Source organism: Paraburkholderia aromaticivorans (genome assembly GCF_012689525.1).
GTDB lineage: Bacteria > Pseudomonadota > Gammaproteobacteria > Burkholderiales > Burkholderiaceae > Paraburkholderia > Paraburkholderia aromaticivorans_A.
Window position 1 is genome coordinate 944809 of the sequence record NZ_CP051515.1, and the last position, 22814, is coordinate 967622.

General features: G+C 65.0%; 26 protein-coding genes. 16 read left to right on the forward strand and 10 right to left on the reverse strand.

The features are described from left to right. Window positions 1–58: 58 nt before the first annotated feature. A complete protein-coding gene (locus tag HF916_RS16095) occupies window positions 59–361 on the reverse strand; it encodes an addiction module antidote protein (protein WP_168789887.1) in 303 nt (100 codons plus the stop codon). Further along, window positions 358–771, reverse strand: a complete 414-nt coding sequence (locus tag HF916_RS16100) for a type II toxin-antitoxin system RelE/ParE family toxin (RefSeq protein ID WP_346777732.1) — start codon at window positions 769–771, stop codon at window positions 358–360. The genes HF916_RS16095 and HF916_RS16100 overlap by 4 nt, the downstream gene beginning before the upstream one ends. Window positions 772–1007: 236 nt before the next feature. On the opposite strand from HF916_RS16100, the gene HF916_RS16105 reads away from it, so the two are divergent. The 6 genes from HF916_RS16105 to HF916_RS16130 all read left to right on the forward strand — a co-directional run bounded on the left by HF916_RS16105 (window position 1008) and on the right by HF916_RS16130 (window position 3915). Then, window positions 1008–1376 carry a nuclear transport factor 2 family protein gene (locus HF916_RS16105; RefSeq protein ID WP_168789888.1) on the forward strand — a complete coding sequence of 123 codons (369 nt, stop codon included), beginning with the start codon at window positions 1008–1010 and terminating at the stop codon, window positions 1374–1376. Between the two features lie 25 nt (window positions 1377–1401). Then, complete coding sequence (locus HF916_RS16110; RefSeq protein ID WP_168789889.1) at window positions 1402–1827, forward strand: hypothetical protein; 426 nt, start codon at window positions 1402–1404, stop codon at window positions 1825–1827. A gap of 78 nt (window positions 1828–1905) precedes the next feature. Then, window positions 1906–2370, forward strand: coding sequence for an RbsD/FucU family protein (locus HF916_RS16115; RefSeq protein ID WP_168789890.1), 465 nt, complete (start codon window positions 1906–1908; stop codon window positions 2368–2370). A gap of 155 nt (window positions 2371–2525) precedes the next feature. Continuing rightward, the gene (locus HF916_RS16120) at window positions 2526–2933 is read left to right on the forward strand and encodes a VOC family protein (RefSeq protein ID WP_168789891.1); all 408 of its coding nucleotides are present in this window, start codon (window positions 2526–2528) and stop codon (window positions 2931–2933) included. A 213-nt stretch (window positions 2934–3146) separates the two neighbouring features. Next, on the forward strand, window positions 3147–3578 hold the full coding sequence (locus HF916_RS16125; protein ID WP_168789892.1) for a DoxX family protein: 432 nt from the start codon (window positions 3147–3149) through the stop codon (window positions 3576–3578). Between the two features lie 64 nt (window positions 3579–3642). Further along, window positions 3643–3915, forward strand: a complete 273-nt coding sequence (locus tag HF916_RS16130; RefSeq protein WP_168789893.1) for a hypothetical protein — start codon at window positions 3643–3645, stop codon at window positions 3913–3915. A gap of 119 nt (window positions 3916–4034) precedes the next feature. Here HF916_RS16130 and HF916_RS16135 read toward each other — a convergent pair whose 3' ends face one another. Beyond that, window positions 4035–5519 (reverse strand): MFS transporter, encoded by a 1485-nt coding sequence (locus HF916_RS16135; RefSeq protein WP_431311440.1) that lies wholly within the window; start codon window positions 5517–5519, stop codon window positions 4035–4037. A 141-nt stretch (window positions 5520–5660) separates the two neighbouring features. Beyond that, complete coding sequence (locus tag HF916_RS16140; protein WP_168789894.1) at window positions 5661–6962, reverse strand: MFS transporter; 1302 nt, start codon at window positions 6960–6962, stop codon at window positions 5661–5663. A 396-nt stretch (window positions 6963–7358) separates the two neighbouring features. Here HF916_RS16140 and HF916_RS16145 point away from each other — a divergent pair, with 396 nt between their 5' ends. Then, window positions 7359–8093 (forward strand): response regulator transcription factor, encoded by a 735-nt coding sequence (locus HF916_RS16145; RefSeq protein ID WP_168789895.1) that lies wholly within the window; start codon window positions 7359–7361, stop codon window positions 8091–8093. A gap of 21 nt (window positions 8094–8114) precedes the next feature. Here the strand turns inward: HF916_RS16145 and HF916_RS16150 are convergent, their stop codons facing one another. Then, on the reverse strand, window positions 8115–9020 hold the full coding sequence (locus tag HF916_RS16150; RefSeq protein WP_168789896.1) for a dihydrodipicolinate synthase family protein: 906 nt from the start codon (window positions 9018–9020) through the stop codon (window positions 8115–8117). 349 nt (window positions 9021–9369) lie between these two features. On the opposite strand from HF916_RS16150, the gene HF916_RS16155 reads away from it, so the two are divergent. The 6 genes from HF916_RS16155 (at window position 9370) to HF916_RS16180 (ending at window position 14496) form a co-directional block, all read left to right on the forward strand. After that, window positions 9370–10326, forward strand: coding sequence for a 4-hydroxyproline epimerase (locus tag HF916_RS16155; RefSeq protein ID WP_168792037.1), 957 nt, complete (start codon window positions 9370–9372; stop codon window positions 10324–10326). Further along, entirely contained in the window at window positions 10323–11450 is a 1128-nt protein-coding gene (locus tag HF916_RS16160) for an NAD(P)/FAD-dependent oxidoreductase (protein WP_168789897.1), read from the forward strand. Before HF916_RS16155 ends, HF916_RS16160 begins: the two co-directional genes overlap by 4 nt. Then, the gene (locus tag HF916_RS16165; RefSeq protein WP_168789898.1) at window positions 11443–11721 is read left to right on the forward strand and encodes a (2Fe-2S)-binding protein; all 279 of its coding nucleotides are present in this window, start codon (window positions 11443–11445) and stop codon (window positions 11719–11721) included. The genes HF916_RS16160 and HF916_RS16165 overlap by 8 nt, the downstream gene beginning before the upstream one ends. Before the next feature lie 136 nt (window positions 11722–11857). Further along, a complete protein-coding gene (locus HF916_RS16170) occupies window positions 11858–13144 on the forward strand; it encodes an FAD-dependent oxidoreductase (protein WP_168789899.1) in 1287 nt (428 codons plus the stop codon). Between the two features lie 244 nt (window positions 13145–13388). Continuing rightward, window positions 13389–14156 (forward strand): AraC family transcriptional regulator, encoded by a 768-nt coding sequence (locus tag HF916_RS16175; RefSeq protein ID WP_168789900.1) that lies wholly within the window; start codon window positions 13389–13391, stop codon window positions 14154–14156. 10 nt (window positions 14157–14166) lie between these two features. Continuing rightward, entirely contained in the window at window positions 14167–14496 is a 330-nt protein-coding gene (locus HF916_RS16180) for a hypothetical protein (protein WP_007177862.1), read from the forward strand. A gap of 123 nt (window positions 14497–14619) precedes the next feature. On the opposite strand, the gene HF916_RS16185 is transcribed toward HF916_RS16180, so the two are convergent. The 3 genes from HF916_RS16185 to HF916_RS16195 all read right to left on the reverse strand — a co-directional run bounded on the left by HF916_RS16185 (window position 14620) and on the right by HF916_RS16195 (window position 17448). Next, on the reverse strand, window positions 14620–14880 hold the full coding sequence (locus HF916_RS16185; protein WP_168789901.1) for a hypothetical protein: 261 nt from the start codon (window positions 14878–14880) through the stop codon (window positions 14620–14622). A 158-nt stretch (window positions 14881–15038) separates the two neighbouring features. Next, window positions 15039–15371 (reverse strand): hypothetical protein, encoded by a 333-nt coding sequence (locus HF916_RS16190; RefSeq protein WP_168789902.1) that lies wholly within the window; start codon window positions 15369–15371, stop codon window positions 15039–15041. 193 nt (window positions 15372–15564) lie between these two features. After that, window positions 15565–17448, reverse strand: a complete 1884-nt coding sequence (locus tag HF916_RS16195; RefSeq protein WP_168789903.1) for a bifunctional sugar phosphate isomerase/epimerase/4-hydroxyphenylpyruvate dioxygenase family protein — start codon at window positions 17446–17448, stop codon at window positions 15565–15567. Between the two features lie 318 nt (window positions 17449–17766). Here HF916_RS16195 and aroQ point away from each other — a divergent pair, with 318 nt between their 5' ends. From aroQ to HF916_RS16210, 3 genes are read left to right on the forward strand one after another with little or no spacing between them, the layout of a single operon-like run. Then, on the forward strand, window positions 17767–18222 hold the full coding sequence (aroQ, locus tag HF916_RS16200) for a type II 3-dehydroquinate dehydratase (RefSeq protein ID WP_168789904.1): 456 nt from the start codon (window positions 17767–17769) through the stop codon (window positions 18220–18222). Further along, window positions 18219–19109 (forward strand): shikimate dehydrogenase, encoded by an 891-nt coding sequence (locus tag HF916_RS16205; RefSeq protein ID WP_168789905.1) that lies wholly within the window; start codon window positions 18219–18221, stop codon window positions 19107–19109. The genes aroQ and HF916_RS16205 overlap by 4 nt, the downstream gene beginning before the upstream one ends. 49 nt (window positions 19110–19158) lie before the next feature. After that, on the forward strand, window positions 19159–20538 hold the full coding sequence (locus HF916_RS16210; protein ID WP_168789906.1) for an MFS transporter: 1380 nt from the start codon (window positions 19159–19161) through the stop codon (window positions 20536–20538). A 75-nt stretch (window positions 20539–20613) separates the two neighbouring features. Here the strand turns inward: HF916_RS16210 and HF916_RS16215 are convergent, their stop codons facing one another. Both HF916_RS16215 and HF916_RS16220 read right to left on the reverse strand, forming a co-directional pair. After that, window positions 20614–21309, reverse strand: coding sequence for a TetR family transcriptional regulator (locus HF916_RS16215; protein WP_168789907.1), 696 nt, complete (start codon window positions 21307–21309; stop codon window positions 20614–20616). A gap of 94 nt (window positions 21310–21403) precedes the next feature. Beyond that, a complete protein-coding gene (locus HF916_RS16220; RefSeq protein ID WP_168789908.1) occupies window positions 21404–22684 on the reverse strand; it encodes an NAD(P)/FAD-dependent oxidoreductase in 1281 nt (426 codons plus the stop codon). Window positions 22685–22814: the final 130 nt, after the last annotated feature.

Sequence of the window (22814 nt, forward strand, 5' to 3'; positions counted from 1 at the left end):
GCCCAGCCCATCCAACGTGCTGACCACCCTACGAAGCCGGCAGAACGGGAAACGCGACTCAGGCCGCCGCCGCGCCTTCCGGCACTGCGTTGAGTTTCACGCCGAGCGCGCGCAGCAGCTTGAACACCGTGTCCATACGCGGTTTGGAACCGGGCGCGAGCGTTTTGTAGAGGCTTTCGCGCCCGAGGCCTGCGTCTGCCGCAACCTTGGCGATACCGCGCGCTTTGGCGATGTCGGCGATAGCGGCGAGCAGAACGTCGGCGTCGCCGTCTTCAAGCGCTGCGTTGAGATACTCAGCGATCACTTCCTCGCTGTCGAGGTAGTCCGACGCGTCGAACCGTGCGATTTTGATCTTGGTCATGACAGTTCCTTTCTGATTGCTGCCCACATTGTTTTGGCATGCTTGATATCCGCCGGCTGGGTAGACTTGTCGCCGCCGCAGAGCAGCAGATACATCATGCGCCCTTCACGCGCAAGGTAGACCCGATAGCCCGGGCCACAGTCGATGCGCATCTCGGACACACCGTCTTCCAGCAACTTCATGTCGCCGAAATGCCCGCGTTCCGCGCGCCTTATCCGCACGAGTATTTTCGTCTTTGCTCGTAAATCCGCGAGCCGCGCAAGCCAGGTGTCGAATTCCTCGGTGCGGTTGACCGTGTACACAGGTGGTGAACCGATCTGCTGAGAATTGTATCCTTGCGGATACGGTTGTGCAAGTGTGAAAGCCATATTGAAAAAGCGCCCCGTGTCCGTGTCGGTTGAGTGCGTCACATGCCGCACGCCAGCGCCGCGCGGCCCCCATTCGCCACACGAGGTTAGCGGCTGCCGCCGCGGCTGACGACTCAGCCGGATGGCCAATCCGATGGACAACACGACGCGCGCGAGGATGCTTACCTCCCACGTAATCGACGCGCCGCGCCCAAGCCGTCAATCTTCATTCCGAGCCCGCCGCCTACATCGAGTCTGCCGAGCGTAGTGCTCAGTCCTGCCAATCAAGGAGTCTGGAGATGAACGCGCATACCGATCTGATCGACCGTTATTTCGACGCATGGAACGAAACCGATGGCACGCGCCGTCGCGAGTTGATCGCCGCGACATGGAGCGCCGACGCGGACTATCGCGACCCGCTGCTGGCGGGCGCGGGCCACGACGGCATCGACGCGATGATCCGCGCGGTGCACGAGCGCTTCCCGCATCACACGTTTCGCCGTACGGGCCAGGTCGATGGCTTTGCCGACCGGCTGCGTTTCTCGTGGGAGCTGACCACGCCCGCGGGCGACGCGATCGTGAAGGGATCCGACTTCGGCGTGGTCAATCCGCATGGACGCTTGCAGGCCGTCACCGGCTTCCTCGACCAGGTGCCTGACGGCGTCTGACCACCACTTTTTTACGGAGACGATCATGCACGAGCCCGCTGCCGCCACGGCTTCCCAATCGGCCCTCACGTTGGCGCGCCTGTGGGGCGCACTCGACTCGCTGTCCAGCGTGATCGCCGGCTTCGCGCTGCTCGCCGGAGCGCGCGCGTTCATGTTCATCGCGCTGCTGGGCTGGCGCGAGCCGGTGTTGGGCGGCGCGGGTCTCGTGCTGCTGGCGGTGGTCGGCTGGCTGCGCTGGCAGTGCGGCGGCGCCGCGACTCTGCCGGCCATGCAGCGCGTTCGGCCGACGACTCGCTCGAGCAACGCGACGTGCAGCCGCCTCGCGCTACCCTCGACGAATGCCCGCAACGTTGCTTGCTACAATCGTCCGCTGGAATGCGATTCGTCGCGCGGACACGCCTTCATCGATCCGGGCGCCTGCTGCTTCAGCCCGACTCGAACGCGGGCGTGATCCGCTCGCTTCGCGCGACCCGATAACCCACGTCCAAACCTCGGCGGTCAGCCGCCAACCGGACCACAAGGAGACACCGTGCTGAAGAATCTGGACCCGCTGCTGAACGCCGACATACTGCATGCGCTGCGCGCGATGGGCCATGGCGACGAACTCGTCATTTGCGACGCCAATTTTCCCGGCGACTCGGTGGCGCGCGACAGCGTGCTGGGCAAACTGCTCCGCCTCGATGGCGTGAGCGCGCCGCGCGCGATTCGCGCGGTGCTGTCGGTGATGCCGCTGGACACGTTCATCGAGCATCCCGCGTCGCGCATGGAAGTGGTGGGCGAGCCGCATACGATTCCGGCCGTGCAGCGCGAGGCGCAGGTCGAGATCAACGCCGCGGAAGCGCGCGACGTACCGTTCGCGTCGATCGAGCGGTTTGCGTTTTATGAACGGGCGCGCAAAGCGTATTGCGTGATCGCCACGGGTGAGGAACGCGGCTATGGTTGCTTCGTCTTCACGAAGGGCGTTCTGCTCGCGCCGGACGCGCCTCAGTCGTAACCTTCGTCAGCTCCATTGCGGCGCGAAGCCATGAGCACAACGCGGCGGCCGCCGCACGCGAATCTCGCGCACGTGCTAATTTTTCGTCTGAGCGCTGGCGGCGGATCGAGCTGATCCGTCACGGCGCATCGCCCTTCATCACGGGGACGAAAACCATGAGCTTCTCGATAGACAGTCTCGATCATCTCGTTCTGAACGTCGCCGACGTGGAAGCCAGCGCGGCGTGGTACGCACGTATGCTCGGCATGCGGCGCACCGAGTTCGAGTCGCGCACCGGCACGCGGGTGGCGATGTTCTACGGCGATCAGAAGATCAATCTGCGTCCCGCGACCGCCGACACCGTCGCGTGGTTCACCGGCCGTGAGCCGGTGCCCGGCAGCGCCGATCTCTGCTTCGTCACGACCACGAGCCCGGCCGAGGTCGAGGCGCATTGGCTTGCCCAAGGCGTCGAAATCGAGGCCGGTCCGGTGCAGCGTGACGGCGCGCGCGGCAAGATGACCTCGGTGTATTGCCGCGATCCGGACGGCAATCTGATCGAAGTCGCGACGTATCCTCAAGCATAAGCACGGCGGCGATTCCGCCATCGGCATGCGCCGTGGCCGCTACCGGGCGGACCGCCCGGACACTTTTTCCTTTCCCGGCATGCGGTGCGTCCCGTGCTGCTCATCCTGGTCCGTGCTAGGAAAAGGCGGGCAAGCTCCCTATTGTCAGGTGCAAAGTGGGGAACTGCGGGCTGCGGGCCGGGTCTGCTGCTTATTCATTTACTGGAGTCCCTCATGTCGCGTCCCGTCGATTCCGGCGTTATCCTCATCGCGCGTATTGCCCTTGCCGTGCTGTTTCTGTGGGGCGGTGTGATGAAACTGCTGGGCTATGCGGGCTTTGTCGGCTACCTGCATTCGAAGGGCGTGCCGTTCGTGCAGATCGCCGCGCCGATTGCGACGGCGGTCGAGGCGCTCGGCGGTCTGTTGCTGATCGTCGGCTTCAAGGTGCGCCCGCTCGCGCTGATCATGGCGGTGTACACGGTGGCGACCGCAGTGCTGGGCCACGATTTCTGGAATGTCACCGACGCCGCCTTGCAACGCGACATGGTCATCCATTTCTGGAAGAACATCGGCATTGCCGGCGGTTTCCTGCTGCTGTTCGTGACCGGCGCGGGCCGTATCAGCATCGACGGCGCACGAGCGCCGCGTGGCGGACTCGGTCGTTGACGCGGCAGTTGAGGTAGTCTGTGCGGATCGCTTTCGATTCTGGCTGTAACCAAGGGAGCAAATAATGATTCAAAGTTTTGAGCAAACCATTGGCGGCAACGTCACGCAGTTGTGCGCGAGTCTTGGTGAAGGGCCCACGCCGCATCGGGTGATTATCAGTCTGGCTGATTCGGCGAAGACGCTGGTGGTGCTGGATGCGTCCGGGCTCATCAGCACGATCAAGGCCGAGATCGAGGAACCGGAGAAACTGATCGCCGACGCTATCGCCAAAGCGCAAAACGAAGGTCTGATCGAGCGCGCCATCGACACCGGCACGATTCAGGAAGCGTCGCTATAAGCCGGGAGGCGGCGTGGCGAACTAGCCAGTTGCCTCCGAACCATTGGTAACCACCCCCGCCATGCGCATGCATCGCGGGGGTCGTTTTTTTGCGCACACGATCCTGAGAGGCGGCACCCTCAGCGCGATTCGCCGACCCGCTCGCGACCTCCATGGCGATGCGCGGCGTCCGACGCCTGCGGCTGTGGATGCACGAAACAGCTCAGCACGCCGCCGAGCACCAGCAAGCCGACCGAGACGGCGGTCGCCGCCCGCATGCCCGAGACGATCTGCGTGGCGGCCGCGCCGCTCGCCAACGCGCCGAAAGCCGCCACGCCGACCGCGCCCCCTGCCTGCCGCGCCGTATTCAATACGGCGGACGCCGTACCGGCGCGTGGCGCGTCCGTCGAGGCGAGCACGGCGGTGGTCATCGCCGGGACCGCCAGGCCCATGCCCGACGGAATCAGCAGGAACGGCAGCAGCAGGCCGATGAGCGGCGTGCCGGCATCGACGAAATGCAGCAGGCCATAGCCGAGCCCGGCCGTGATCGCGCCCGCGATCATCGGCACCCGGACGCCGAAGCGGCCGACCACCCAGCCGCTCGCCACGTTCGACAGCAGAAAACCGCCCGTCAACGGCAGGAACGCGAGGCCCGCCTGCAACGGCGTATAGCCGCGCACGCCCTGCAAATACAGGCTCAGCACGAATACCATGCCGTAGTAGGTGAGATTCACGCAGATGCCGAACAGCACCGCCACGCTGAAGGAGCGTTTGCTGAAGAGCGAGAGCGGCAGCATCGGCGCCGCGACGCGCGATTCCACCCAAATAAAGGCGCTCGCTGCGATCAGCGCAAGCACGAAGCCGCCGGCCACGAGCGGGTGGCCGAGCCCCAGTGGCCGCCATTCGATCACAGCAGCGACGAACGCGGTCAGCGCGACGATGGCAAGACACTGGCCGCTCAGGTCGATGCCGCGCGGCTTCGTGACGAGAGCGGGAGTTGCAGCCGATTGCGGGCCTTGACGCGTCACGGCCCCGGGCCGTGGCACCCATAGCAAGATCGCCAGAAAGCCGGCGGCACAAATCGGCAGATTGACGAGAAAGATGCTGCGCCAGCCGAACGCCGCGATCAACAGGCCGCCGACCACCGGCCCCGCCGCGATCGCAATCGCGCCCGCCGCGGTCCACAGTCCGACCGCGCGGGCCCGCAGTTTGGGATCGTGTCCGTACGACTGATTGAGCAGCGCCAGCGAGTTCGGCAGCATGGCGGCGGCGCCGACGCCTTGCACCGCGCGCGCCGCAACCAGCATGGTCGAGTCGAGCGCGAGGCCGCAGGCGAGCGACGCGAGCGCGAACAGCACAATGCCGGCCGCGTACAGGCGTCGCGCGCCGAAGCGGTCGCCGAGCGCGCCGGCGGACAGCATCAGCACGGCGAACGCGAGCGTGTAGGCGTCGACGACCCATTGCAGGCCCGCGACATTCGCATGCAGATCGGCGCCGATTTTCGGCAGCGCGATGTTGACGATGGTCACGTCGAGTTGCGTGACGACGAAGCCGACACTGACCGTCGCGAGAACGCGGCCGAGTGCGGACGAGTGGGGGGAATTTGAGGAGTTCATGCGATACATCGTAGGCCCGATGCGGCGCACCATGTTTCGGAGTGGCATGAAGTGTGGATGTCGCGTGCGGGCGCGGGGCGCGTCGAGCCCGACGCAAACAGAAACGGCGCACCGTGCGGCGCGCCGTCGTTGCAAAGCACAAGCAGCCGATCAGTGCTTCTGCGGCACGTCCTTGATGAACAGCGTGGTCAGGGCGCCGAGAATGCAGATCGTGCCGACGTACATCGGTGCGGCCATCGGGTTGGACTTCATCATCAGCGAGACGGCGATCGGCGTGAGGCCGCCGAACACGGCGTACGCCACGTTGTACGAGAACGAGATGCCCGAGAAGCGCACCGCCGGCGGGAACGCCTTGACCATCACGAACGGAATCGCGCCGATCACGCCGACGAACAGGCCCGCCAGCGCGTACAGCGGCACCAGCGCGGAGGTGTCGACGGTCAGTTGCTGGAACATCACGTAGTACGTCACCGCCAGCGCCAGGCCGCCGATGAAAATCGTGCGCCCCGCGCCGATGCGGCCGGCGATCGAACCCGCCATCACGCAACCGATCGTCAGGCACAGCGTCGCCACGCAGTTCGCCAGCAACGCAGTGGCCGGCGCGATGTGGAACTGCTTTTGCAACAGCGTCGGCGTCATCAGGATCACCACGACGATCGCGGCGGAGAGCATCCACGTGAGCAGCATCGAGACGATTACGGCGCGGCCGTGGTCGCGCAGCACGGCTTTGAGCGGCACTTCGGCGGCAATCGCCTTGCGCTGCTTGAGTTCGGCGAACACCGGCGTTTCATGCAGCCAGCGGCGCAAATAGACCGAGAACATGCCGAACACGCCACCGACGAGGAACGGAATGCGCCACGCGTACGCGGAGATTTCCGCCGGCGCGAAGTTGCGGTTCACCGCCGAGGCGATCAGCGAGCCGAGCAGAATGCCCGCCGTGAGGCCGGCCGTCAGCGTGCCGCACGCATAGCCGATGTGCCGTTGCGGCACGTGCTCGGAGACGAACACCCAGGCGCCCGGCACTTCGCCGCCGACCGCCGCGCCCTGCATCACGCGAAACAGCAACAGCAGGACCGGCGCCAGCACGCCGATGCTGGTGTAGGTGGGCAGCAGGCCCATCATCAGCGTCGGCACGGACATGAGCAGCACGCTCAGCGTGAACATGCGCTTGCGGCCGAACAGGTCGCCGAAATGTGCCATGATGATGCCGCCCAGCGGCCGCGCCAGATAGCCCGCGGCGAAGATGCCGAAGGTTTGCACCTGACGCAGCCAGTCCGGCATTGCCGCCGGGAAGAATAGCTGGCCGATCGCCGGCGCGAAAAACACGAAGATGATGAAGTCGTAGAACTCCAGCGCCCCGCCGAGGGCGGCGAGGCCGAGCGTCTTGTAATCGCTGCGCCCAAGAGGGCGTGGGGTGACAGCCTGCGCTCCACCCAGATTTGTCGCTTGCATTGCTTGGTCTTGTCTTGAATTGGGAGCCACACGTAGCGCGTGGAAATACGGCGGTCGTCGGGCGAGAAGTGTGGCAAGCGCTGGGTAGAGCACGGAGCACCGGCGCGCCGGCCCGGGTAGGGCAGGCGCGGTGACGACTGGAGCCGGGCGGGGATTTTACAGGATGAAAGCCGATTGTTTCGGGAAGTGCTTAATTAGATTGGGAAAAGTTCCCGGGAATGTGCTTTTTCGGCAGCAATCGACGACGGTGCTCTTGAGACTTGTCGCTAGCGCATGTAGGAATGCGGAGCGGCGCTGTCCGGGCGGACCGATTCATATGTAAATTAGGATTGCTCCTATGGGATGAAATGGGGCCGCCTCTGAGAATCGCGTCCGAGCTATCTTAAGAGTCATCCCATGCGTATTGCCATTCTTCAGCGTGACTTGGTCATGCGTCAGTCGATCGAAAAAGTCCTGACGAGCACCGGCCATTCCTGCACGACCTTTGACGACGGCCTGAGCATGTCGAGAACGCTCGCGCGTTCCACTGTCGATCTGATGGTGCTCGACTGGCAGGGCCTGCGCCTCTCCGGCGCCGAGGTTTTGCGGGCGGCGCGCGCGGTGGGCGGCGATCGTCTACCGGTCATGTTCGCATCGGTGGACACGACCGAGGAAAACATCGTGCGCGCGCTCGTCGCCGGCGCGGACGACTATGTCGCGTTGCCGCTGCGCCCAGCCGAATTTCGCGAGCGGGTCGCGGCATTGCTGCGGCGGGCGTATCCGGACCGGTTCAGCTCCGCCAGTTTCGATGTCGGTCCGTACCACTTCGATACGCATCGCCAACTCGTCATGCTGCGCGGCCAACCGGTCCAGTTATCCGGCACGCAGTACCGGCTGGCGTCGCTGTTCTTCTCCAACATTGGCCGCGTGCTGTCGCGCGACCACATCTTTGCGATGGTATGGGGTCGGGAGTTCCGCGAATTCACCCGCACCATCGACAGTCACGTTTCGCGGCTGCGCCTCCTGCTCGAGATCGAGCCGCAAAACGAATTCCGGCTGCAACCGGTTTATAAAAGCGGCTACCGGTTGCTGCATCTGCGTCAGGGTGAAGCCGCCGTTTTCGATGCGGCTATCCAGAAGCAGGCGGCCTGAAGCCAGCCAGCCGAGTCCTGATCAAATCTGCGGCAGCGCGGGCCGCGTTTCGATCGCCTTGCGAATCAACGCTTCGACCGCCTTGCGTTCGTCGCCTGCCAGCGGCAGACGGGGCGGGCGTACCGGCTCCGTGCCCAGTCCGACGATCGCTTCGGCGAGCTTGATGTTCTGCACCAGCTTCGCCGACACGTCGAGCGCGAGCAGCGGTGCAAACCAGCGGTAGATCGCCCGCGCTTCCTCGAGGCGTCCCGCCTTCAGCAACTTGTAGATCACCACCGTCTCACGCGGAAACGCGCATACGAGACCGGCCACCCAGCCATGCGCGCCCATCAGTATCGCCTCCATCGCGAGATTGTCGACGCCGCAGAGAATCGCGAAGCGGTCGCCGACCGCGTTGATCAGGTCGGTCACGCGCCGCACGTCGCCACAGGATTCCTTGATCGCGACGATCTTCTTCTCGTCGGCGATTTCCGCGAACATGTCGGGCGTCATGTCGACGCCGTAGGCGAGCGGATTGTTGTAGATCATCAGCGGCAGCGCACTCGCGTCGGCGACGCTGCGGAAATGATGCAGCGTCTCGCGGCGGTCCGACAGGTAGCGCAGCCCCGGCAGCACCATGTAACCGGCCGCGCCATGACGGCTGCCGGCTTCGGCCTGACGGGAGGCGTCGAGCGTGCTGTTTTCGGCGATCGTCAGCAGGACCGGCACGCGGCCGCGCGAGGCCTCGACGGCGATGTCGAGCACTTGCAGCTTTTCATCCAGCGAGAGCGTCGACGCTTCGCCCAGCGATCCGCACACGATGATGCCGTCCACACCCGCATCGATCTGCGCTTCGATATTCTTGCCGGTCCATGCACGGTCTATGCTGAAATCCGCGTTGAATTTGGTAGTGACTGCGGGCAATACGCCTTCCCAGATATGCGCCACGACTGCTCTCCTGAGTGTTGATGTGTTCAGCGCAGTGTAAGCAGGGAAAATCCCGCCGTCTTGCGTGAATCGCGCGTGGCGAATGACGATTTCAGCATAGTCGCTTTGCCCATAGCGTCGTCGGATCAGGGTGGATCGCTTATTTCAGGATGGCGGGCGACCTGCGCCGAGTGCGCGTGAGTAGCATGACGGCATGCGCTCTGAGTCACGCCCGTCTTGCGTCTTGCACACCGACTTGGGCCGCGGTCCGCGCCAGGGTGCGAGAGCGTCGAAGGATCGCACAGTTATGCCGAAATCGTCACAATCCGCGCGCAAGCACACCAAGACTCCGCTGCCCACCATTTCTACCATGGGCATCATGAAAACCTTGGACATCATCGACTCGCACACCGGCGGTGAACCGACCCGCCTCGTGGTGTCGGGCGGCCCGGATCTCGGTGGCGGCACGCTGGCGCAACGGCTCGACGTGTTCCGCACGCAGTTCGACGACTGGCGCGCGGGCATCGTCACCGAACCGCGCGGCTCGGAGGTGGTGGTGGGCGCGCTGCTCTGCGAGCCGGACGACCCCACGTGCGCGGCCGGCGTGATCTTTTTCAACAACGTCGGCTATCTCGGCATGTGCGGCCACGGCACGATCGGGCTCGTCGTCTCGCTGGCGCACCTGGGACGGATCGGGCCGGGACGGCATCGGATCGAGACGCCGGTCGGCATCGTCGAAGCGACGCTCAACGACGACGGCAGTGTCGCGGTGTGCAACGTGCCGGCGTATCGGTATCGCCAGTCGGTGCAAGTGGACGTGCCGGGTCACGGTGTGCTGACCGGCGACATCGGCTGGGGCGGCAACTGGTTCTTTCTCGTCGCCGACCATGGGCGTGCGCTGGAGGCGTCGCGGATCGGCGAATTGACGGCGTTCAGCGGGGCGATTCGCGACGCGCTGATCGCGCAGCGCATCACCGGCGTGGACGGTGCCTTGATCGATCACATCGAACTCTTCGGACCCGGTTCGCGCGACGGTATCGACAGCCGCAGCTTCGTGCTCTGTCCCGGCAGTGCGTACGACCGCTCGCCATGCGGCACCGGCACGAGCGCCAAAGTGGCGTGCCTCGCGGCCGACGGCAAACTGGCCGAAGGCGCGGTGTGGCGGCAGGAGAGCATTATCGGCAGCGTGTTCGAGGCGAGCTATCGGCATGCCGGCGATGGCGTCCACGTGATTCCGACCATCACCGGTCACGCGTTCATCACGGCAGAAGCGCGCCTTTGCTTCGACGAGCGCGATCCTTTCGCGTGGGGCATCCCCACGGCATGACGGCAGACGCGCTGATCGTCGGGGCAGGCATTGTCGGCGCGGCGTGCGCAGCGGAACTGGCGGCGCTCGGCATGCGGGTCGAGGTACTCGACGCGCAGGGCATCGGCGGCGGCGCGACGGCGGCGGGCATGGGCCACATCGTCGTGATGAACGACTCGCCGGCCGAATTTGCGCTGAGCCGCTATTCACGAGACTTGTGGCTGGAACTCGCGCCGCAACTGCGTCCGCGCGACGCGTTCGCGCGCTGCGGCACGCTCTGGGTTGCCGCCGACGAAGAGGAGTGGCAGGCCGCGCGCGCGATGCATGCCGCGTTCGAGGCTCAGGGCATTGCCGCGCAGTGGCTCGACGCGCCCGCGCTGTGGGCTTGCGAGCCGGCGCTGGCGGCATCGATGGCGGGCGGTTTGCGGATCGAGCATGACAGCATCGTGTATGCGCCGACCGTCGCCGAGTGGCTGCTGACGCGATCGCCGGGCGCGGCGAATATCCATTTGCGTTTGGGGGCTGCGGCGGCGTCGGTCAGCGCGAGTGACGTCACGCTGACGAACGGCGAACGCATCGGCGCGGCGCACGTGATCGTGGCGAACGGTCTGGGTGCGCAGCCATTGATGCCGTCGCTGCCTTTGCAGCCGAAGAAAGGCCATCTGCTGATCACGGACCGCTATCCCGGCCTGATCCGGCATCAGTTGCTCGAACTCGGCTATATCAAGAGCGCGCATCATGCGGCCGGCACCTCGGTGGCGTTCAACGCGCAGCCGCGGCCCACGGGACAATTGCTGATTGGCTCGTCGCGCCAGTTCGACACCACCGATCCCGCCGTCGAGATGCCCGTGCTCGCGCAGATGCTGCGGCGCGCCGCATGCTATCTGCCGGTGCTGCCGACGCTCAATGGCATTCGCGCGTGGACCGGGTTTCGCGCGGCATCGCCGGACGGCCTGCCGCTGATCGGTCCGGCCGGCGATTTCGCGCCCGGCGTGTGGCTCGCCGTTGGGCACGAGGGTTTGGGCGTGACGACCTCGCTTGCGACTGCGAAGCTGCTCGCGGCGCAAATCGTGGAGAGCGGCACGGTGATTCCTCGCGAGCCTTATCTGCCGGTTCGTTTTGCCCAAAAGGTGATTCATGACTAGCGTGGGCGCCACGACGCGTGTGAGCGTGACGGTCAATGGCCACCGTATCGACGTCGATGCCGGCACGACCGTGGCCGCGGCACTCGCGTTAGCGGGCGTTCGCAGCACGCGGAAGTCGGTGAGCGGTCAACCTCGCGCCGCGTTATGCGGCATGGGCGTGTGTCAGGAATGCCGCGTGACGATCGACGGCCGGGCGCACGCGCTCGCGTGTCAGACTTTGTGTCGGGAAGGGCAGATCGTTCGTACTCAGGACGCAGCGGGTGCGCGATGAGATTGCACTTCGATCATGTGGTCGTGGGCCAGTCTGGGCGACTTGAACGAAGCGGTGGGCATCTGATGAAACAGCACTTGGATATCGTCGCGCCGGGAGCCAGCCTGGCCGGGTTAAACTAGGCGACGGGCTCGCGATGAAACAGCACTTCGACATTGTCATCGTCGGCGCCGGTCCCGCTGGTTTGAACGCCGCCTCCGCCGCCGCGTGCGCGGGCGCTACGGTTGCGCTCGTCGACGACAATCCGCGCGCGGGCGGCCAGATCTGGCGTCAAGGTCCGGGCCACGCGCCGCAGGCGCAACTGCACGTCCTCCTCACGGCGATCAGCGGGCAAAGCACCATCACGCACTGGCCGTCGACGCGCGTCGTCGCGCCGTTGAGTTCTCGCGGCTTGCTGCTCGAATCGACGGAACTCGGCGGCGCGTTCGTCACCTACAAGCACCTGATTCTCGCGACTGGCGCACGTGAACGGCTTCTGCCATTCGGCGGTTGGACCTTGCCCGGCGTGACCGGCGCGGCCGCGCTGCAGGCGCTCGTCAAGGGCGGCATGCCGGTGCGTGGCGAGCGGATCGTGATTGCCGGCAGCGGTCCTTTGTTGATTGCGGCGCTCGCCACGGCGCGCGCGGCCGGAGCACGAGTGGTGGCGGTGGTAGAGCAGGCTTCGGCGTTCGACGTCGCGCGCTTCGGCGTTTCCCTGTTGGCCGCGCCCGCCAGGTTGCGGCAAGCCGTCGGCATGACGCGCGGGTTCGCGGGCTTGCACTACTGGACCGGCAGCATCGTGGAAGAGGCCCAGGGCGACGGCCGCGTCGAGCGCGTCACCATCAGACGTGGCCGCGACAGCAGGCGCGTCACGCTGGATTGCGATCGCGTCGCCTGCGGCTATGGACTCGTGCCGAACATCACGCTGGCCCAGGCGCTCGGCTGCGCGATCGGCGAAGCGGGCGAGATCGTCGTCGATGGCGAGCAGCGTACGTCGATCGAAAGCGTGTTCGCGGCGGGCGAATGCACCGGTGTCGGCGGCGCGGAGCTAGCCGGCGTGGAAGGCGAGATCGCCGGTGTCATCGCAAGCGGCGGCGCCGCCGACCATGCCACCCTCGACGCGCAACGCGCGCGCTGGCGCCGGTTCGGCCGCCGCGTCGACACGGCGTTCGCATTGCGGGACGCCGCGCGCACGCCGCCCGCGGACGGCACGCTGCTATGCCGCTGCGAGGACGTGAGCATCGGCGAGGTGCGCGCCTTCGCCGACTGGCGCGAGGCCAAGCTGCACACCCGCTGCGGCATGGGCGCCTGCCAGGGAAGAATCTGCGGCACGGCGGCCAATCTGTACTTCGGCTGGGAGGCCGCCGCGCCGCGTCCGCCCTTCAGTCCGGCGCAAATCGGTACGTTGATGGCGGCGGTTGCAGAGCCGCCGCCGGTTGAATGACCTGTTCTTCCATACGCCTGCGGATATTGTTGGCGGCGACGCGGCCCTATAATCGACCGCACGTGCCAGGCGCCTGGCCACGAGTCCCGAGTCCCGAGCGTCGGTCGGCAACCGGCACCGGCACCGGCACCGGCAACTGGCAACAGAACAACCAGCAACAGACCAACCGCAAGCCCCCACCACCGCAAAACCGAACGCTCGCCCTACCGCCCCAACCAACACACGGACCAACGGAACCCGCACGATGAACACGCTGGCTCATCCGCTCGAACCGGACGACGCAACGCTGTCCGGCATGCTGTCGCACTTCAGGCTGCTCGAGCCGGTATTCGACGCGATGCCGGACGTCGTGTTCTTCGTCAAGGACGCCGAGGCGCGCTACGCGCTGGTCAACCGCACGCTCGCGTCGCGCTGCGGCTTCAAGGAAAAGTCCGCGCTGCTCGGCCGGACCGCCGAGGACGTGTTCCCGCGCCGCTTCGGGCGCATCTACACGGCGCAGGACAAGGCGATCATTAACGTCGGCAATCAGATGATCGATCAACTGGAGCTGCATCTGTATCCCGGCCGCCAGCCGGGCTGGTGTCTGACCTGCAAACAACCGCTGCGCGATCCCGCCGGCAAAGTGGTCGGCCTCGCCGGCATTTCCCGCGATCTGAAAGCGGACGAAAGCAGCCATCCCGCCTACAGCCGCCTCGCCGCGGTCGTGCAGTCCATCCAGGAAAATTACGTCCAGCCTTTGAATCTAAAGCAGCTCGCGGCCATGGCGAATATGTCGGTCGCGCAACTGGAGCGCTACTTTCACAAAGTGTTTCATCTGACGCCGCGTCAGGTGCTGCTGAAAACCCGGCTGGACGCCGCCACGGCGCTGCTAGTTTCCCACGACAAGGTCACCGACGTCGCCGCGCTGTGCGGCTACACCGACCACAGCGCGTTCACGCGGCAGTTCAAGGCGACCGTCGGCATCACGCCGACCGAATACCGCATGCTGCTGCACGGCACTTCGCGGAGCTGAACCGCAGCACATGGCTCGTCGCAAGCATCACTACTACGTCTACGTCGTCGCGCTGGACGACAAGGTCTGGAACGAGGCGCGTTTTCGCCGCGCGAATCCGGATTACCGGTTTGACAAGCCTTGCGTGTATGTGGGAATGACGGGACTGGACCCGGATCTGCGCTTCGATCGGCATAAGGCCGGCATTCAGGCCAATCGCTATGTGCGCGATTACGGCTTGCGTCTCGTGCCCGAACTGTATGAAGTGTTCAACCCCATGCCTTACCGCGGCGCACAGGATATGGAAGTGGAATTGGCGATTGGCCTGCGTGAGGCGGGGTACGGCGTGTGGCAGGCGTGAGTCGTGTGAAGGGGCTGCGGCGTTCGTCAGCGTGGGTCTGGCCGGCGCTCGGCCAGGTCAAACGGCCTGAGACCTGTACGCGCTCGCTTCGCGTGCTTTCGAGCTCGAACCCAGCGGCGCGCGTTACTTTATGCCGAGGCCGCGCAGCACGGCATTGCCTTCGGGCGTCAGACGGATATGCGAAGCGCCTGCGTCGCCGGATACGGTTTCGATCAGGCCGGCTTCATGAAGCTGTGGAATCTCGGGTTTCGCAAACGCGTCGATCGGCGCGTGCAGCAACAGCAGCAGCGTCGCCAGCTCGTGATGGCTCAGCAGGCGGCGCAGAATGGTAGGTCGCTTGGCCGGCGCCGGCGTGTCGTTCGTGTTGTGATCGGGCTGGTTCATGGTTCGCACCTTGTGCGGTGTGGTATCGGGTGGATGATGCGGACGAAGTCTTAAACGATTCTTAAGACACCATTGTCCTGTAACACCATGACACGAAGATTGCATCGAACCATGTTACCGATTGTCACACTTACGCTTCCTTTCTCTCCCGCAAACCCTTACGGGGCGCAGGTTTTGCCCGCCGACTCGATCCACAGGTTGCTCACGTGGCGCTTGCCCGCATAGAAACGGTAAGTCGTGGCGCCGTTATCGCTACGCACCTTGACGATATTCGAATCGCCGAAATCGAGCATCTGGCCTTGCGGGATCGCCGTGGACTTGAACGCGGCGTCGTGGCTGGTGGCCAATTGCGTCAGGCACGAGACCACGTCGTTGACGGAGCGCTGCGTGTTGGTGTCTGTGACGGGCTCGCCGGCATCCGGATTCTTCTGGAAGTACGCGCAAGCGCTGAGGAGCAGGGGAACTGACAGGACTACGGCAAACTTCTTCATATCTCTCCTGGCGTTACATTCGGCCGACGACGCCACGCGCGGCACCCGCTTGTGACGCAACCGCGCGGCATCGGCCGCGAAATCAGGCGCCATTATATCGGTGCGGCGCGGCTACCCCACCCGAAGCCGCACACGCCGTGCCCGCCCAGCCCGAATCGCCGGACCAGAATTGCCCGCCTGACGCGCTGAAAGCCTACTTGCGCCGCTGCGCCTGCGCGGCGAGCCGCACGGCGGCATTGGCCGCGCCATAGCCGTCGTAACCGCCGCGCCGCTCGACGATCTCCATGAAGAAGCGCTGGTCGAGTTGCTCCGTGTAAGCGTGGAAAAACTCGCCGCCGCGCTCGTCCCGGTCGTACAGGATGTTATTGGCGCGCAACGCCTCCAGCGTCTCGTCCGGCAACGCGTAGCGGGCGGCCAGATCCTCGTAGTAATTGCGCGGGATGCGCAGCACCGGCAAGCCGTCGGCGACGAACTCGGGAATCGCGCTGAAAATGTCGCCGGTGCTGAAGGCGACGTGGTTCAGGCCTGAGCCGTGATAGGTATGCAACGCCTCGGCTACCGCCGTGTGATGGTCCACGGAGGCATTCAGCACGATACGCACCGAGCCGTCGTGGCTGCGCAGCGCGCGGCTGCGCACGAGACCGTACGGATCGGGCACCAGCACGCCAGGCTCGGCCTGGAAGCCCAAAGCAGTGCGCAGAAACAGCACCCACGTATCCAGCGAATTCGCCGGCACCGACAAGCACACATGGTCGATACGGCTGAGCGGCCCCACTTCGCTCGGGCCGTTGATGTCGGTGAGGACGAAATCGGCCTCGAACAACGTAGGCTGATCCGGTGTTTCGTCGACGAAATAGTTCAGGCTGCTGTCCGGCGCCTGCACGGCGGGCAGCACCCGCTCGTTCGGGCCGATCTGCCCGGAAAACGGCGCGTAGCCGAAGCCGGCGGCGCGTTCGAACGCCTGATTGGCGTCGTCCACGCGAAACGCCGACGCGCACAGCGACAAACCGTGCTGCTGGAAAAACGCGTTGGCGAACGAATCCGGCTCGGCGTTGAGCACGATTGAGGCCGCGCCGTGCTGATACAGCGTGACTTCCTTCGAGCGATGCCGGCCCGCCTCGCGAAACCGCAGTTTGCCGAGCCAGTCGACGAGTTGCGCGCGCGTGGCGTGGTCGACCGCGAATTCGAGAAACTGATAGCCGACGTGCGCGGGCGCCGCGGGCGAGCGATACAGGTCGCCGACCGGCTGCTGCGTGGTTTCGAGCAGCGCGCGGGTCTGTTCCTCGAGGAACAGCAGCGAGCGATGACCGTCCGCAGCTGTAATGGTGGTCGGCGCGGCGCGAAAGCCGTCGTTGAAAATTTCCAGCGAAAGCGGGCCGCTGTAGCCCGTTTTCATGACCTGCGCCGTGAAATTGGCCAGGTCGAAATCGCCCTGGCCCGGGAAGCAGCGATAGTGGCGGCTCCATTCGAGCACGTCCATGGCGAGCTTCGGTGCATCGGCGATCTGCACGAAGGCGATGCGGTCGCCCGGAATGTCGGCGATCGCGTCCGGCGTATCGTCGAGCGACAGGGTGTGGAAACTGTCGAGTACGAGCCCAAGATTCGGATGATTCACGGCGTTCACGAGCTTCCACGCGTGCCGGTAGGTCTTGACGTGTTTGCCCCACGCGAGCGCTTCGTAGCCCGCGATCACGCCGGCCGCCTCCGCCGCGCGGGCCAGCGCGCCGAGCTGGTCGGTCATCAGCGAGTCGTCGCCGATGGTGTCGGGCGAAACGTTGCTGCACACCAGAATGCGGTCGGTGCCCAGTTCATGCATCACGTCGAACTTGCGCTTCGCGCGGTCGAGATTGCGCTCGAGGCGCTCCGGGCTGACCCCGTCGAAATCGCGGAAGGGCTGAAACAGCATGATTTTCAGCCCGAGATCTTCGGCGATGCGCCGCACGTCGGCGGGCGAGCCGTCGAAATACAGCAAATCGTTCTCGAAGATCTCGACGCCTTCGAAGCCCGCCGCCTGGATCGCGGTCAGCTTCTCGACGAGGGTTCCGCTGATCGACACGGTGGCAATCGAACGTTGCATGAACGGCTCCTGCAAAAACAATCAAACGGCTGTTGAATAAGGCGCGCAACAGCCGGCGCGCGACGCTCGCATGTCCGGCGACGGGCATGCTGCAATGCGGAAAATGGACTAGTTCGTTACACACGCCAGCAAGACGCAAGCCACAATCGCCCACACTAACCGAAATTCTCGACAGTTTATACAAACTAACTAGATGGTACAAATTCGTAGAAACCCCGAATGACGGCGACGCCCAATGCGCGCACACTTCGCTCACGTTGCAAAACCACGGCGATTGCCGTGGCTGGCTTCTTGCCTTACTTAGCAGGAGTGGTTGTCATGAGTTTTGCGTCAGTACTGGTCCTCAATGGACCGAACCTCAATCTGCTCGGCACGCGCGAGCCGGCTTTCTATGGCTCGGAAACGCTCGACGACGTCGCGAAACTTTGCCGCGATGCGGGAGAGCGGTTGAATCTGTCGATCGACTTCTGTCAGTCGAACGCCGAGCATCAGCTGATCGACTGGCTGCATGCGGCGCGGTCCAAGGTCGACGGCATCGTGATCAATCCGGCGGCTTACACGCATACGTCGGTGGCTATCGCCGATGCGCTTACGGCAATCGAAAAGCCGGTCATCGAAGTGCATATTTCAAACGTGCATCGCCGCGAGGCGTTCCGGCATCACTCGTACGTGTCGGCGGTGGCGGACGCGATCATCATCGGTTGCGGCACGCAAGGCTATGTACTGGCGCTGGAGCGGATGGCGACCATTCTTAAGGATAGGGCGGCGAAATGAACTCACAAGTGAACGCACAAGCGAACTCACAGGCAACTCCCCATTCCTATCTGGTCGGCCTGATCGGCGCGGGCATCAGCGGATCGCTGACGCCTGCGATGCACGAGGAAGAGGGCAGCAAGCTCGGCCTGCACTATGTGTACCGCCGTATCGACCTGGAAGCGTTGAACCTCGACGTCGCCACGCTGCCCGATCTGCTGATGGCCGCCGAACGCATGGGCTTCAACGGCCTGAACATCACCTACCCGTGCAAGCAGGCCGTGATTCCGCTGCTCGACGAACTGTCCGACGACGCGCGCGCCCTCGGCGCGGTCAACACGGTGCTGTTCAAGGACGGCAAACGCATCGGCCACAACACGGACTGGTCCGGCTTCGCGCGTGCGTTCCAGCGCGGCTTGCCGGACGTGTCGCTGGAACGCGTCGTGCAACTCGGCGCGGGCGGCGCCGGCGCGGCAGTCGCGCACGCCGCGCTGAACATGGGCGCGAAGTCGCTCACGCTATTCGACGTGGACGCCACGCGCGCCGCGTCGCTCGCCGACGAATTGCAGAAGCGTTTTCCGGCCGCCGCCGTCAGCGCCGGCAGTTCGCTCGCCGAATCGCTCGCGGCCGCCAACGGCCTGATTCACGCCACGCCCACCGGCATGGCGAAATTGCCCGGCTTGCCGTTGCCGGTCGAATTGCTGCACCGCGATCTGTGGGTCGCGGACATCGTCTATTTCCCGATCCGCACCGCGCTGTTGCAGGCGGCTGAAGCCATCGGCTGCCGCACGCTGAGCGGCGGCGGCATGGCGGTGTATCAGGCGGTCGACGCCATGCGCATTTTCACCGGTCTCGAACCGGACGCTGAACGGGTGTACACCCATTTTCAGTCGTTGTTGCAACGCTAACCGGCAGCGTGCCGACCGGTAACAGCCAGATCGAGGAGACGAACACTTCATGCAGCAACCGATTCAATCCAGTCCCGCCGACGCCGCCACGCCGCAAGGCGCCGCGGTAAGCACCACGCGCCGCTCGAAAGCCCGCTTTCAGATTCTGGCGCTGCTCGCGGTCGGGACGATGATCAATTATCTCGACCGCACGGTGCTCGGCATCGCGGCACCGCAGTTGACCAAGGAACTCGGTATCAATGCCGCGCTGATGGGGCTGCTGTTCTCCGTGTTTTCGTGGAGCTATGTGGCCGCGCAGATTCCGGGCGGCCTGTTTCTCGACCGCTTCGGCAGCAAGGTGACGTATTTCCTGTCGATGACCTTCTGGTCGCTGTGCACGCTCGCGCAAGGGCTGGTGCACGGCATCGGCGCGCTGTTCGCGTTCCGCCTCGGCCTCGGTGTCTCGGAAGCGCCGTGCTTTCCGACCAATAGCCGCGTGGTCGCCACGTGGTTCCCGCAGAGCGAACGCGCCATGGCGACCGGCACCTACACGGTCGGCGAATACATCGGCCTCGCTTTTTTCAGCCCGTTCCTGTTCATGCTGATGGGCGCGTTCGGCTGGCGTTCGCTGTTCTACGTGGTGGGCGGCGTGGGCCTCGTGTTCGGCGTGATCTGGTGGATGTTCTATCGTGAGCCGCGCGACCATCCGTCGGCGAATCAGGCGGAGCTCGACTATATCGAAGCCGGCGGCGGTCTCACGCATCGCAAGAAGGACACCGATGCGGCGGCCAACACGGGCGCGGCGGCATCGGCGAAAAGCGGCGGCTTCGAATGGCGCACCATCGGACGCCTGCTCAAGCATCGTCAACTGACGGGCATTTGCCTCGGCCAGTTCGCCGGCAACTCGACGCTGGTGTTCTTCCTCACTTGGTTCCCGACGTATCTCGCCACCGAGCGCCATATGGCGTGGCTGAAGATCGGCTTCTTCGCGATCATGCCGTTCATTGCTGCGTCGATCGGCGTGATGTTCGGCGGTATCTTCTCCGACTGGCTGCTGCGCCGCGGCAAGTCGCCGAACGTGGCGCGCAAGCTGCCGATCATCGCCGGCCTGCTGCTCGCGTCGACCATCATTCTCGCCAACTATGTGGACAGCAACGTGGCGGTGATCGCGATCCTGTCGGTGGCGTTTTTCGCGCAAGGCATGGCCGCGCTGGGCTGGACGCTGGTGTCCGACATCGCGCCGGATGGCCTGCTCGGCGTGACCGGCGGCATCTTCAACTTCGCGGCGAACCTGGCCGGCATCGTGACGCCGCTGGTGGTGGGTTTCATCGTCGCGGCAACCGGCTCGTTTGTCGGCGCGCTGGTGTTCATCGGCGCGATCGCGCTGGTCGGGGCGCTGTCGTACATCTTTATCGTCGGCGATATCAAGCGGATCGTGCTGGTGGATTGAGCGGCCTCGCGCCAGGCAAAAAAAACGGGACGTGGCGAAAGCCGCGTCCCGTTTTTTAGTTGAAGCCTGATTGCGTCAATCGTCCTTGCGCACGAACCGCAGCACGGCATCGACGATCATGGCGCGATGCCGCGCGCGCAAACGCGGATGCGACGGATCGCGGCCGAACGCCGTGCCGAACGTATGGCGATTGCCGACGCGGTGAAAGCACAGCGAACTGATCAATAAGTGCAGGTCGATCGGATCGATGTCGCTGCGGAACTGCCCAGCCGCAATGCCGCGCGCCAGCAGATCCTCGATCGTATGAATCACGGTGACGTTGCGGCCTTTGAACGTCTTGACCTGCTCGACGTACTTGGCGCCGTGAATATTTTCGATTGTCACGAGCCTCACGAAATCGCGCTGACGGTCGTGATAGTCAAACGTAAACTCGACGAGCGCGCGCATGCCCTCGACCGGATCGAGTTCGCTGACGTGCAGATCCTGCTCGAGCGCGCGAATGTCTCCATACACCTTTTCCAGCACCGCCTGGTACAACCCTTCCTTGCTGCCGAAGTAGTAGTACAGCATGCGCTTGGTGGTGTTCGTGCGCTCCGCGATCGCGTCGACGCGTGCGCCCGTCAGTCCCATCGCGGAGAACTCCTGGGTCGCGACCTCGAGGATGTTGCGCTTCGTCTGTTCGGGATCGTACTTGCGCCGGGCGTCGGTACGCGGACTGTCGGACGGGATGCCGTTGGTATCAGGCTCGGCGGCCTTGCTTCCCTTTTTCATTGTGTATTCGAGCGGCAGTGACGGCGCATTCTAGCATGGTGAAATTGGCCTCTAAAGCTGGTCTCGGGCGTGAGCGGCCATGTATTGGTCGACGTCAAACAGCAGGCCGCCTGCGCGCGGCGAGCGCGTCGCGTGTCTGCATGGCGGTGTAGGTCAGTTGCGCGGCCGCCAGACCGAGCGCGCCGTAAGCGGGCGTGAGGCCGAAGGACGCAAATGCCTCGGGCACCGGACGCTCGCCGGCAATCGCCGACGCCAGCAGTTCGCCGGATACGGTGGTCGGCGCCATGCCGTGTCCGCCGAAGCCGACCGCGTACCAGACGCCATCCGCGCTACGGCCGATCTGCGGCATCTTGTGCCGCGCGTAGCTCATCAGGCCGCCCCACGCGTACTCGATCCGCACGTCGCGCAACTGCGGATAGACCTTCAGCAGATCGCGCTGCAACAGGCGCGCGATCACCTCGGGTGCGCGGTCGCGCACCGAGATGCGGCCGCCCCACAGAATGCGCGTGTCAGGCAGCGGCCGGTAGTAGTCGAAGGCGAAGCGGGTGTCGTAGACGGCGGCGCGCGTGTCGATTGCGTCTTGCAGGCGTGCGCCGAGCGGTTCGGTCGCCATCACGTAGGTGGCGATCGGCAGCACCGCGCGTTCGACCCGCGGATAGACGCGGCGCGCGTAGCCGCCGCCCGCCATCACGACGTGTTGCGCGTCGAGCGCGCCGTGCTGCGTGTGCACCACGAAGCCAGCGCCGTCGCGCTCCAGACGCACGACCGGCGAATCCTCGTGGATCTGCACGCCGGCGTGCGCCGCGGCGTTGGCCACGCCGAGGACGTATTTCAACGGATGAAAGTGGAACGCGTTGCGCTCGAACAGACCGCCGTGATAACGGCGCGTTTTCAGTTGCGAGGCGAGCTGCTGCGCCGCCACCGGTTCCCACTCGACGCCGAACGAATCGCGCATCAGGCGCCGCTGCGACTCGAGCCGCGCCGGTTCGTCGAACCAGTTGGCGAGGATCACGCCGGCGTCGGTCGCGTCGCAGTCGACGTGATAGCGCGCGATGCGCTTGCGCATCAGATCGACGGCGTCGGTGGTCAGCGTATAGAGTTCGCGGGCGCGCACGGCGCCGAGGGTTTTGAGCAGATCGGCGCAATCGAGGCTATAGCCGCCGAACACGAATCCGCCGTTGCGGCCGGACGCGCCGAAACCCACCTGCCGGGCTTCGAGCACGGTGACGTCGGCGACGCCCCGCTCAGCGAGTCCCAACGCCGTGGACAATCCCGCCAGGCCGCCGCCGATGATGCAGACATTGGCGCTACGCCGGCCAGCCAGCGGCGCATAGGCGGACGAACGGGTGACAGTGGCTTCGTAAAAGCTTTGCATAACGGCTAGGGTAGCGGCAATTGCGCGCTCGCGTCCAGCCGTCGCGCGATCCCGGTGTCGAGGCGCGTATGAAACAAAGGCCGGCACCCGCGTCGAGCGAATGCCGGGCTTGTCTGGCTGATCATGAAAC